The 12,245-nt window shown below is 70.9% G+C and carries 9 protein-coding genes; all 9 read right to left on the bottom strand.

The window, feature by feature from the left end:
• Positions 1-163: 163 nt before the first annotated feature.
• Positions 164-1,261, bottom strand: a complete 1,098-nt coding sequence (locus tag BLW14_RS28720; protein WP_093710033.1) for an NADH:flavin oxidoreductase/NADH oxidase — start codon at positions 1,259-1,261, stop codon at positions 164-166.
• A 111-nt stretch (positions 1,262-1,372) separates the two neighbouring features.
• Entirely contained in the window at positions 1,373-1,651 is a 279-nt protein-coding gene (locus BLW14_RS28715; protein WP_093710032.1) for a DUF1876 domain-containing protein, read from the bottom strand.
• 102 nt (positions 1,652-1,753) lie between these two features.
• Complete coding sequence (locus tag BLW14_RS28710) at positions 1,754-2,122, bottom strand: hypothetical protein (RefSeq protein WP_093710031.1); 369 nt, start codon at positions 2,120-2,122, stop codon at positions 1,754-1,756.
• Between the two features lie 36 nt (positions 2,123-2,158).
• Complete coding sequence (locus tag BLW14_RS28705; protein ID WP_093710030.1) at positions 2,159-5,350, bottom strand: glycosyl hydrolase 115 family protein; 3,192 nt, start codon at positions 5,348-5,350, stop codon at positions 2,159-2,161.
• Between the two features lie 20 nt (positions 5,351-5,370).
• The gene (locus tag BLW14_RS28700) at positions 5,371-6,456 is read right to left on the bottom strand and encodes an endo-1,4-beta-xylanase (RefSeq protein ID WP_093710029.1); all 1,086 of its coding nucleotides are present in this window, start codon (positions 6,454-6,456) and stop codon (positions 5,371-5,373) included.
• A 151-nt stretch (positions 6,457-6,607) separates the two neighbouring features.
• Positions 6,608-9,022, bottom strand: a complete 2,415-nt coding sequence (locus BLW14_RS28695; protein ID WP_093710028.1) for a beta-xylosidase/alpha-l-arabinosidase — start codon at positions 9,020-9,022, stop codon at positions 6,608-6,610.
• 52 nt (positions 9,023-9,074) lie between these two features.
• On the bottom strand, positions 9,075-9,968 hold the full coding sequence (locus BLW14_RS28690) for a carbohydrate ABC transporter permease (protein ID WP_093710027.1): 894 nt from the start codon (positions 9,966-9,968) through the stop codon (positions 9,075-9,077).
• Positions 9,969-9,972: 4 nt separating this feature from the next.
• On the bottom strand, positions 9,973-10,902 hold the full coding sequence (locus BLW14_RS28685; RefSeq protein WP_093710026.1) for a carbohydrate ABC transporter permease: 930 nt from the start codon (positions 10,900-10,902) through the stop codon (positions 9,973-9,975).
• A gap of 2 nt (positions 10,903-10,904) precedes the next feature.
• Positions 10,905-12,152 carry an extracellular solute-binding protein gene (locus BLW14_RS28680; protein ID WP_093710025.1) on the bottom strand — a complete coding sequence of 416 codons (1,248 nt, stop codon included), beginning with the start codon at positions 12,150-12,152 and terminating at the stop codon, positions 10,905-10,907.
• Positions 12,153-12,245: the final 93 nt, after the last annotated feature.

The following is a 12,245-nucleotide window of genomic DNA, read 5'->3' as shown; positions in this document are numbered from 1 at the left end:
CCACAGCATCAAACGCAAAACAACAGTCGTGCGCGAGGATTTTTCAACGATAGAAAATATGGTCGCCGCGAGCCCGGCAGACGGTCCACGCAGACCGCCCCCTTCGCACACCATGGGTGCGAAGGGGGCGGCCGAGGGCGAAACGGAATGCCCTGAGGTTGGGTCAGATCGCGTAGCCGTACGGGACGGGAGCGTGTACGGTGCCGTTCAGCGCACGGGCGGCGTCCCTGGCCCAGGAGGGGTTGCGCAGCAGCTCGCGGCCGAGGAGGACGGCGTCCGCGCGCCCCTCGGTGAGGATCTTCTCCGCGTGCTGCGGGTCGGTGATGAGCCCGACGGCCGCCACGGGCAGCGAGGTCTCCTTCTTGACGCGCTCGGCGAAGGGCACCTGGTAGCCGGGGCCGGTCGAGATGCGGGCACGGGGCGCGTTGCCGCCGGTGGAGACGTCGAGCAGGTCGACTCCGTGCTCCTTGAGCTGCGCCGCGAGGCGCACGGTCTCGTCGGCGGTCCAGCCCTCGCGCTCGTCCTCGGGGTTCTCGGTGAGCCAGTCCGTCGCGGAGACGCGGAAGAAGACCGGCAGGTCCTCGGGCCACACCTCGCGCACGGCGTCGACGACCTGGAGGGCGAAGCGGACGCGGTTCTCGTAGCTGCCGCCGTACTCGTCGGTGCGGCGGTTGGTGTGCGGGGAGAGGAACTGGCCGATGAGGTAGCCGTGCGCCCCGTGCACCTCCGCGACCTGGAAGCCCGCTTCGAGAGCGCGGCGGGCGGCGTCGCGGAAGTCGTCGACGACGCCGGCGATCTCGTCGGCGGTCAGCTCGTGCGGCACCGGGTAGCCCTCGTCGAAGGGCAGCGGGCTCGGGGCGACCGGGGTCCAGCCGTGCGCGTCCGGGCCGACGGGGCCGCCACCGGTCCAGGGCGCGGCGGTCGACGCCTTGCGGCCGGCATGGGCGAGCTGGATGCCCACCACGGAGCCCTGCGCCTTGACGAAGTCGGTGACGCGCCGGAACGCCTCGGCCTGGGCGTCGTTCCAGATGCCGAGGTCGGCCGGGCTGATCCGGCCCTCGGGGCTGACCGCCGTGGCCTCGGTGAGGATCAGGCCGGTGCCGCCGGTGGCGCGGGCCGCGAGGTGGGCGAAGTGCCAGTCGCCCGGCACACCCGTCTCGGGCCCCTCCACCGCGGCGCTGTACTGGCACATGGGCGCCATCCACACCCGGTTGGGCACCACAAGCGACCTGAGGGTGTAGGGCTCGAAGAGGGCACTCACGACGGACTCCGTTTCGCCGGGTACGGAAGGTTTCGCTAGTACGATACATCCCGTACTACGATGCCCGTCAAATTACGGCAGCTCTCGTACAAGTCGTCCGGCGGATCCCGGTCAGCGGGGCTTCAGAGGGTACGAGCTGCGGCCGGCCGCCTCGTCGATCTCGTCGTGGGCCTTGGTCAGCAGCTTCATCGCCAGTTCGTTGAGGGCGCGGGCTCCGGCGATCTCCTCCCCCACCCGGGGCTGCTCGGAGTCCGAGGGATGGCGGCTGGCGTAGCCGTGGGCGCGTACCTCCTTTCCGTCGGAGAGCCGCACCAGGGCGGCCGCACGGGTGCGGTGGGTGTCCTCCTCGAATTCGAGCTCGATGTGCCAGCCGACAGCGGTTCGGGTCATGGCGCTTCACCTCCGTGAGGTCTCCCCTCCAGGGTGCGCCTCACGCGGGGGCGGCGCGCGAGCGGGCCGGGCGCGTGGCCGGGGGTTGCTCAGGCGCCCGCCTCACGCCCCTCGGCGGCGGAGAGGGATGGAGGCGGCCGCGTCGTACATCTGGTTCCAGCTGCGCCCCGCGCCCGAGGACCAGTTGACATGGGCGGTGCCCCCGTCGGTGCGGACGGCGTCGACCGTCATGGGGCGGTCGCCGTCGCGCACGTCGCCCCGGCGCAGCTCGTCGGCCCTGACGGTGACGTGGTCCGCCGGGCCGCTCTCGGCCTCGTCCGCCGCGAAGCCGAGGGCGGTGGCCAGTTCCCGGGCGCGGGCCGGGGTGCACAGGAAGGTGAGCTCGCCGGACGGCGTGGCGGCCCGGATCGCGACCTCCGCCCCGGCGGGGGCGACGTCCAGGATGCCGGTGTCCTCGCGCTCGTTCGTCATCGCTCCGTACCTTCCACGCGTTCCGGTCCCCCGGGCTCAGTCCAGCCGGAGGCTCTCCGGCGGGCCCAGGTAGCTGGGTTCGAGGCCGCCGGTGTCGATCACCAGGTTCTGGAGGACCACCGTCGGATCGACCATCCAGAATTTCAGCACATGCGTACCGGGGGCGGTCACGCGGTGGGCCGTGGTGGTACGGGTGACGTTGTCGGAGGTGTTCCGGGCCCACTGGGGGTTCATGGTCCCGTCGTCGGCCCCGGTCACCTCGGTGACGTTCACCCGCTGCGGGGCGTCGTCGTCGAAGGAGACGGCGTAGGTCAGTCCGTCGGTCGGCAGCGCGTTGTTGCGGGGCGAGAGGTACGCGTGCACGATGACCGGCCCTGTGGTGAAGAGGCTGACCCGGTACTCCAGGCGCGGGCTCCGGCCGCCGGGCGTCTGCCGGGCGGCCGTGACCGGGAAGGGCTCCATCCCGGCGCCGGTCCGTCCGATGTCCGGGATGCGCTGCCAGGTGATGCCCCGGCCGCCGACGGCCCGGTGGTAGTGGTCGGCGGCGATGGACACGTAGCCGCCGGCCTCTACGAAGCCGCCGAGGCGGGAGCGGGAGAGCGCCGGGCGGTCGATCACCGCCGTAACCACGACCTCCGCCCCGTCCGGCCCGCCGACCGTGACCGGCACGCGGGTGACCCCCTTGGGCGCCCGGCCCCAGTCGACGCGCAGGGTGATCCGGTCCTGCGTGGTCACCCGGCCGCGCACCCGGTCGGCGGTCAGCCAGGAAGCTCCCGTCCGCACCCGGTAGTCGAACGGGTCGCGGCCCCGGTTGAACACCTCGATGTACTGGGCGGGCCGGGTCTGGTACGGGCTGAACACCGGCAGCACGGCGGGCGCGGCCTCGTGCGGCCACCAGGCCGTGGAGCCGTCCACGGCGACGCCCATCCGGGCCCCCGCGGGCAGGTCGATGCGTGTGACGGCCGGGAAGAGCACGTCCTTGATGGCGACGTTGTCGATCTCGGGCTGCTGCCAGGGGGCGTTGGGGCCGTAGCGTTCGACGTCGCCGTAGTCGATGTGCGGCTGGGTCTGGAAGCCCTGCCACTTGCCGCCGGCGATCTTGGCGTTGAAGCGGTCGGCCAGCGCGAAGTCGTCGGCGAGCCGTGCCTCGGCGGTGGCCGCCAGGGCGTTGGTGAGGGCCCGGCCCTGGGACGCGTAGTGGATGTTGGTGAACTCGGCCTCGCGCAGCGCGTACAGGTTGGCGGTGGCCGCCACCTCGTAGCCGACGAGTTCGTACCAGGCGTCCTGCGCTGAGGCGGGCAGCCGGCGTGCGATCCGCGCGGCCCGCTCGCCGAGGAGCCGCCATTCCTCGGTGACGCGTTCCAGCTCACGGTAGTGGACGAGGCTGAACGGGGACGCCTGGTCGTCGTACACGACGGCCGAGCTGTCGGTGGCGGGGTCCTTGGCCGGGTCGAGGGTGATCCGGCGGTTGAGGAGTTCGGGCTTGCGGCGCGACTGGAGCCGGGCGTAGGTGCGCAGGACGGCGGCGATCTCGGCGGCCTGCCGCTCTCCGAAGTTCTGCCGCGCGTACGTCTCCTCCCACTCCGGCAGCCGGTCCAGGGTCCAGCGCTCCGGGTTCCAGGCGTACTCCAGGAAGAACTGCGTGGGCAGTTCGTTGCCCTTGAGGTCGCCAACGTTGGTGACCCACAGGCCGTGGTTGCCGTAGGCGTGGCACTGGTGGAGCTGGTCCCACATGTTGGGGAGGGACGCGGTGTCGACCCACTTGTAGTTGCGGCCGACGCCGACGTAGTCGAAGTGGTAGTACAGCCCGTAGCCGCCCTCCCTCGGGGCGTCGGCGGGATCGGGGAGCTTGCGGATGTTGGCCCAGTTGTCGTCGGTGAGGACGACGGTGACGTCGTCGGGAACGCGCAGGCCCCGGTCCCAGTAGCGCTGGACCTCCTTGTAGAGCGTCCAGACCTGCGGGATCGTGGTGACGTCCTTGCCGGAGACCTCGGCGAGGATCTGCCGCTGGGTGGCGATGATCTCGGTCATCAGCTCGATGCCGTCCCCGTCGGGGAGGCTGACGTCGCCGTTGCCGCGCATGCCGAGGGTGACGACGCCCTCGAAGTCCTCGTCCTTCATCCGGCGGATGCCGTCCGCCCAGTACGCCTTGAGCGCTTCGGCGTTGCGGCGGAACGACCACTCCCCCGTGCCGCCGTAGGGGTCGTGGCCGGGGGTGGTGATGTTCCCGTCGCTGTCGCGTACGGCGGCGACGGCGTGCCGGTTCCACTCCTCGATGCCGCGCATCATCGGTGCCTCGTGCGAGGTGCCCATGACGACGCCGTACGCCTTGGCGGTGGCGTGGTTGAGCGGGTCGTCCTCGGCGAAGGCGCGGCCCCAGACGGCCGGCCACAGGTAGTTGGCCTTGAGCCGGAGCATGACCTCGAAGACGCGGGCGTAGAAGTCCGCGTTGAAGCCGCCCTCGAAGCCGGGCGCCTTGCCGGGGCCGAAGTGGGCGGGAGCCCAGGTGCCGAGCGCCGGGTTCTCGTCGTTGACGAAGAACCCGCGGTACTTCACGGCCGGGGTGCCCTGGGTGTGGCGTCCGGGCAGTACGTGGATCTCGTCGCGGTGTACGGGGGTGACGTCGTCCCACCAGTACCAGGGCGAGACGCCGATGCCGCGCGAGACGTCGTACGCGCCGAAAATGGTCCCGCGCTGGTCGCTGCCCGCGATGACGAGGGCGCGCTCGACGCCGGGCAGCGGGTGGTCGACGACGGCCTGGAGGCTGGTCTCCCACCTGCCCCGGATCGTGGAGACGTCGAGCCGGCCGTCGGCGACGAGCCGGTCGATCAGAGGGCTGCGGCCCACGGTGCCGACGATGGTGATCTCGCGGGCCTCGGGCACCGCCCCGTGCGAGAGGGCGGGGCGGACTCCGGTGACGCGTGCGATGTCGTCGCGGAGATCGCCGGCGACCCGGACGATGCCCGGCCAGTCCTGGTCGCTGACCAGGACCGGGGTCGCCCGTCCCTCCCTGACCAGCGGGAAGCTGCCGCGCTGTGCGGTGAACGAGATGTAGGCGCCGGGGTCGGTGGGCCGGGGCGCGGGGCCGTGCCCGGTGGCGGACGCCTCACCGGTGAGTCCGACGAGGGAGCCGAGGGGCGTGGCGGTGAGTGCGGTGAGCCCGAGGCCGAGGCCGAGGACCGCTCTGCGGCTCGTCCGCCCGGGGGTACCGGGGGTGTCGCTGTCCATGCTGCTCTCCTCCTCCGTGCTCAATTGCGGCCGGCGGCGAGCAGCAGGTCGTCGCGCAGGGCGCTGTAGGCGGGCTTGGCCTTGTAGTCCTCGTCGAAGAGGTTGGCCGCGCCCTCGCCCTCGAAGGTGTCGGGCACCCAGGAGTACTTGTCGGTGAAGCCCCAGACCGTGAAGTCCGTGCACTTGCGGGTGAGCAGGCAGCCGCGCAGCAGTACGTCGTAGCCCTCCGCCTGCGCCTCCTGCTTGGTGCTGTCGGAGGGCATCGGGACACGGACGTCGGCCTCGGTGATCGCGGTCTCCAGGCCGAGGTCGTCGAACCGCTTCATGTTCTCGGCGATGTCGTGGGGGGCGTTGTACTGGACGGAAAGGTGGCCCTGGATGCCGACGCCGTCGATCGGTACGCGCTGCTTGCGCAGCTTCACGACCAGGTTGTAGAGGGCGGTGCTCTTCGCGTTGACGCCCTCGATGTTGTAGTCGTTGATGAACAGCTTGGCCTTGGGGTCGGCCGCGTGGGCCCAGCGGAAGGCGTCCGCGATGTAGCCGGGGCCCAGCTTCTGGAGCCAGATGCTGTCGCGCAGGGTGCCGTCGTCGTTGAACACCTCGTTGACGACGTCCCACTGCCAGATGCGGCCCTTGAAGTGGCGGGCCTCGTCGGTGATGTGCTTGCGGAGGATGGCGCGCAGCTCGTCGGCGGTGAAGTCGCCGGTGGTGAGCCAGGCGGGCAGCTGGTTGTGCCAGAGCAGGGTGTGTCCGCGCACCAGCTGGCCGTTGACGCGGGCGAAGTCGACCAGCTTGTCGGCTTCCTTCCAGTCGTACTGGCCGCGGTTCGGCTCGACGACCTCCCACTTCATGACGTTCTCGGGGGTGACCGAGCTGAACTCGCTCGCGGCCTTGGCACGGTAGGGCTCGTCGTCCGCCAGGGCCGCCATGTCGACGGCGGTGCCGATGCGCACGTCCGCCCTCAGTCCGAGGGCGCCGAGGGTGTCGGCCTGCGCGTCCCTGGACCCGCGTCCGTGGTCTTCGTGGGCGAAGGCGTTGATGGTGCACGGGGCGAGCAGTGCCGCGGCGGCGGTGCCGACCAGGACAGCCTTGATTGGCTTGCGCATGACAGAAACCCTTCGAGAGTGCGCACATCCGGGCCCCGGGAGACCGGGGGGCGTGCACGGCTATGGGTGTTTCGAAAGTTTCGTGGATCTGTGGACCGGGTGGGGGCGCTGCGGTAAGGGCCGCGGCGCCCCGCCCGGGGTACGGGTGCGGTCAGCCCTGTACGGGGGCGGCCGCCGGCACGGCTTCGGCCTCCGCCTCGCACACCAGCCGGCGCCGGTGGTCGAGGGTGCGCTCGGGACCGGTGAGGCGCAGGTGCACCGTGTGCCGGATGTCCTTGGCACCGCTGGACGCCGCGAGCCGCAGCTCCAGCGCGCCCGGCTCCACGACGCGCCGCCCCCCGATGCCGGTGAAGGACACCAGGTCGGCGTGGAAGCGGAAGCGCACTCGCGCCTCCTGGCCCGCCTCGAGCGGCACCCGGGCGTAGCCGATGAGCCGGTTGTCGGGCCGGGTCGTCTGGGCGACCGGGTCGTGCACGTACAGCTGGACGACCTCCGCACCGGCCCGGTCGCCGGTGTTGCGGACGGTCAGCTCGATGTCGGCGGAGCCGTCGGTGGGGATCTCCGCCGGTGGCGGGGTGCCGGGCTCCCAGGCGAAGGAGGTGTACGTCAGCCCGTGGCCGAAGGGGTAGAGCGGCGTCGGGTCCAGGTTGCTGACCCCGTTGGCGAGTCCGAGCGGCGGCTGGAGATACGTCCACGGCTGGCCGCCGGGGTGGCGCGGCACCGAGACGGGCAGCCGGCCTGAGGGGCCGACCCGGCCGGAGAGCACGGAGGCCAGGGCCGGACCGCCCTCCTCACCGGGGAAGAACGCCTGGACCACGGCGGCGGCGCGGTCCGCCCAGCGGCCGAGCGCGTACGGGCGGCCGGTCAGCAGGACCAGGACGACCGGCGTGCCGCTCTCCAGCAGCGCGTCGAGCAGTTCGCCCTGCACGCCGGGCAGCGAGAGGTCGTCGGCGTCGCAGCCCTCGCCCGAGGTGCCGCGTCCGAAGAGCCCGGCCCGGTCGCCGACCACCGCGACGCAGACGTCCGCGTCCCGGGCCAGGTCCACCGCCTCCGCGATGCCCGAGGTGTCGGTGCCGTCGACCTCGCAGCCGGCGGCGGCGGTGACCGTGGCGGCGGGGAATTCGCCGCGCACCGCGTCGAGCACGGTGGGGATCTCGATCCCCATGGCGGTCTCGGGGTGCAGGACGCCGACATGGCTGGGGAAGGAGTAGCAGCCGAGCATCGCGAGCGCGTCGTCGGCGCGGGGGCCGATCACCGCGATCCGCCCGGTCCCGGCGAGCGGCAGCGCCCCTCGCGGGTTGGCGAGCAGGACCACGGCCTGTTCGGCGAGTTCGCGGGCGAGGGCGCGGTTGCGCGGCGGGTCGAGGTCGATGGTCTCGCGGGCCTGCTCCAGGTCGGTGTCGCGCAGGAGCGCGGGGAGCGGGGACCAGCCGGGGTCGAGCAGCCCGAGTTCGCACTTCTGGAGGAGGACCCGGCGCAGCGCGCGGTCGACCAGTTCCTCGGGGACCGTACCGGCCAGGACGGCGGCCGCGAGTTCGTCGCCGTAGCTGCGGACGGTGGGCAGCTCCACGTCGACCCCGGCGCTGAGGGCGAGGCGGGCGGCGTCGGCGCGGCCCTCGGCGACCTTGTGCAGCGTCTCCAGGAAGCCAATGGCGAAGTAGTCGGCGACGACGGTGCCCTCGAAGCCCCAGGCGTCCCGGAGCAGCCCGGTGAGCAGGGCGGGGTCGGCGGCCGACGGGACGCCGTCGATCTCCGCGTACGACTGCATGACGGAGCGGGCGCCGCCGTCGATGAGGGCCATCTCGAAGGGCGGCAGGATGACGTCGGCCAGTTCCCTGGCCCCGGCCCGGACCGGCGAGAGGTTGCGGGCGCCGGCCGACGCCGCGTACCCGGCGAAGTGCTTGAGGGTGGCGACGATGCCGGCGGACTCCAGGCCCTTCACGTACGCCGTGCCGATGGTCGCGACGAGGTAGGGGTCCTCGCCGATGGTCTCCTCGACGCGCCCCCAGCGCAGGTCGCGCACCACGTCCAGGACCGGGGCGAGGCCCTGGTGGATGCCCACGGACCGCATGTCGCTGCCGATCCGGTGGGCCATCTCGGTGACCAGGTCCGGGTTCCAGGCGGCGCCCCAGGAGAGCGGGACGGGGTAGGCGGTGGCGCCCCAGGCGGTGAAGCCGGCCAGGCACTCCTCGTGGGCGAGCGCCGGGATGCCGAAGCGGCCGGCGCCCGCGATGGCCCGCTGGGCGCGGGCGAGCGAGATCGCGCCGACGGCCGGGTCCACGGGGGCGGTGCCGAAGGGGCGGGTCAGCTGGCCGAGGCCGCGCGGAATCAGCGCGTCCCAGTCGATGTCGTCGACCATCTCGTTCTGGTGCGGGGCGACCCCGTCCCCGTCGGCGTCGGCGCCCACCCAGATTCCGTACAGCTGGGCGGTCTTCTCCTGGAGGGTCATCCGGGAGACGAGGTCGGCCACGCGCTCCTCGGGCGCGAGCGCGGGGTCCTGCCAGGGGCCGTCGACGGCGGTGGCCGCTTCGGTCCTGCGGGCATGCGGAACAGGGGGGTTTGCCATGGCGGCGGGGATTCCTCTCAAGAGTGCGGTGGTACGCGGCGGCATGGGTGCGCTACTTGCCGCCCACCCCCATCAGTCCGTTGACCAGTGCCTTCCGTGCCACGAGGTACACGGCGAAGATCGGTACGACGGAGAGCACGATCGCGGCGAGTATGGCCGGGATGTTCACCCCGAACTGGGACATGAAGTTGAAGAGACCGAGGGTCAGCACCCGGTTCTCCTCCGACTGGGTCAGGATCAGCGGGAACAGGAAGCCGTTCCACGCCTGGAGCGCCGTGTAGATCGCGACCGTGCTGATGCCCGCCTTGGACATCGGGATCGCCAGCTGCCACAGCATCCGCAGCGGCGAGGCGCCGTCGAGCGCCATGGCCTCGTACATCTCCTCGGAGACGTCGCGCATGGTGCCGCTCAGGATCAGCACCGCCACCGGCATCGCGAACGCCGCGGTCGGCAGGATGATGGCCGGCAGGCTGTCGTACAGGCCCATCTTGCTGATGAGCAGGTAGAGCGGCACGATCACGGCCTGGGCGGGGATGGCGACGCCGAGCAGGAAGGTGCGGAAGGCGAGTCCGGAGAGCCTGCTCCGGGTGCGTACCGCGACGTAGGCGACGGGGATCGAGAGGACCAGCACGATCGCCGTGGTCGCCACGGCGACGATCGCGGTGTTGGAGAGCATCGTGAAGAAGCCGCTGTCCAGCACCGTGCGGTAGTTCTCGAGCGTCGGGTTGGTCGGGAAGGCCAGCGGGTCGCCGTTCAGCGCCTCGTCCTGGTGCATCAGCGAGGACGAGACCAGCGTGTAGAGCGGGACGATCACCAGCACGAGCCAGACCAGCGAGCCGAGGCCGGCCAGCGGGTTGCCCCACCTGCGGCGGCGCGCGGCGCCGGCCGGGCGGGTGCGGTTCAGGGGCCGTGCGGGGCGCGTCACGGGGCGGGTGTCGATCGACATCGCGTCACATACCTTCCCGGGTGGAGCGCATGTTCCCGAAGCCGCTGAAGCGGACGAGGATCAGCGAGATGGCGGTGGCCACGACGACGAGGGCGGTCGCGATCGCGGCGGCGTACCCGAGGTCGTAGGTCTGGAAACCGGTGCGGTACATCAGGTACGGCAGGATGGTGGTGTCCGTGCCCGGACCGCCCTTGGTCATGATGAGCACCGTGTCGAAGTAGGTCAGCGAACCGACGATCATCAGCACCGAGGAGGTGGTGATGGTGTTGCGCAGCTGCGGCAGGGTGATGTGGAAGAACTGCCGGAACATGCCCGCGCCGTCGATCTCGGCGGCCTGGTAGAGGACCTGCGGGATCTGCCGGGTGCCGCCCTGGTAGATCAGGGTGTGGAAGGGCATGAACTGCCAGCCGCCGACGAACGCCACGGTGAGCAGGGCGCCGGTGGACGAGCCCATGATGTTCGGGTCGATGCCGAACCAGGGCCCGATCTCCTTGATGACCCCGAAGTTGGGGTCGAGCAGCGCGTGGAACAGCATTGCGATGGCGGTGGTGGAGAGCAGCAGCGGGACGAAGAAGATCGCGGAGAGCACGGCGCGGCTGCGCTGCCGCCCGGCCGCCCAGACGCCGAGGAGCAGGGCAACCGGGGTCTGGAAGACCCAGCTGATCGTGGTGAGGAGCAGGCTGAGCCAGGCGGCCTGGCGGAACTCGGGGTCCTTGAAGAGCCGGGTCCAGTTGGCTGTGCCGGCGGAGGTCGGGGAGTTCAGCCCGTCCCAGTGGCAGAAGGAGAGGTACACGGCGATCGCCAGCGGGACGATCGCGAAAAGGGCGAAGAAGAGGATGCCGGGCAGCGCCCAGGCGACCGGGGGGCGGCCGACGTTTCCGACGGCCGCCTTCCGTCCTCCGCGCACCTTCGGTGACGAGGAGACGTGCGACATCGTTACTTGACGGCCTTCATTGCGGCGACGAACTGCTCGGGCGTGGACTTGCCGGCGAACAGCTTGCTGATCTCGGTGAGCAGCGGGGTGGCGATCTTGGACTCCAGCGCCTGGTCCCAGGACAGGGTGAAGTCGGGGGCCTTCTGGACCATCTCGTACTGGTCGGTGGCGAACTTCGGGTTCGGCGATCCGCTCAGCATGGAGGCGGCGTTGGAGGTGGTGGGCACGTCGCCGTTGTCCACGAGGGACTGGGCGTACGACTTGGACGCCATGGTCTTCAGGAAGGCTATGGCCGCGTCCTTGTGCTTGGTGCGGGCGTTCACCGACCAGTAGTTGGTGGGGTTGCCGACCACGTCGGCCGGGTCGCCCACGCCGCCCGCGACGGTCGGGAAGTTCGTCCAGCCGAGGTCCTTCTTGGCGAACTCGGGCGCCTTGCCCAGCTGGGTGGAGTACTCCCACGAACCCATCAGGTGCATGGCCGCCTTGCCCTTGTTGAGCAGGGTGGGCGCGCCGCCGTTGCCGTAGTCGACCGAGTTGAAGTTCTTGCCGAACGCGCCGTCGTCGACGAGCTGCTTGACGGTCTGGGCGGTCTTCAGGACGGCCGGGTCGCCCCAGGCGGAGCTGTCACCGTTCTGGATCTTGCGGAAGACGTCGGGGCCGCCGATCCGGTCGAGCAGGTACTCCAGCCACATCAGCTCGGGCCACTTGTCGGAGCCGCCGAGGGCGAACGGGGTGATGCCCTTGCCCTTGAAGGTCTTGATGGCCTGCTGCAGGTCCTCCCACGTCTTGGGGACCGTGACGTTGTTCTCCGCGAAGAGGGTCTTGTTGTAGAAGAGCATCACGGGCTGCATACCGCGCATCGGGACGCCGTAGACCTTCCCGTCGAGGCTGCCCGCGGTGACGATCGACGGGAGGAAGCCGTCCTTCAGGGTGGCGTCGTTCTTGAACGTCGAGGTGAGGTCGACCAGCTGGTTCGCGTCCACGTACGGCTTGATGGAGCCGCCGCCCCAGTTGAAGAAGATGTCCGGGGCACTGGGCGAACCCATGGCGCTGCGCAGCTTGTTGACGTAGTCGGTGCCGGGTACGGAGACGAGCTTGACCTTGACGTCGGAGGTCTTGTTGAACTCCTTGACCGCTGCCTGCTGAACCTTTACGGCGTCATCGCCGTAGACGTACGCGGTCAGCGTTCCGCCGCCACCGCCGCTGCCACCGTCCGACCCGCAGCCCGCCAGGACTCCCGCCATGACCATGGCCGCACCGGCCGCGGTCCATCTCGCCGCACGCTTGCCCTGAGTGAAAATTCCCGACCGCATGACCGCACCTCTGTCGAATCTTTCGGAGTT

The sequence above is a fragment of the Streptomyces sp. 2131.1 genome (assembly GCF_900105515.1).
GTDB classification, from domain to species: Bacteria; Actinomycetota; Actinomycetes; order Streptomycetales; family Streptomycetaceae; genus Streptomyces; species Streptomyces drozdowiczii.
This window is presented reverse-complemented; position numbering and strand designations above follow the sequence as displayed.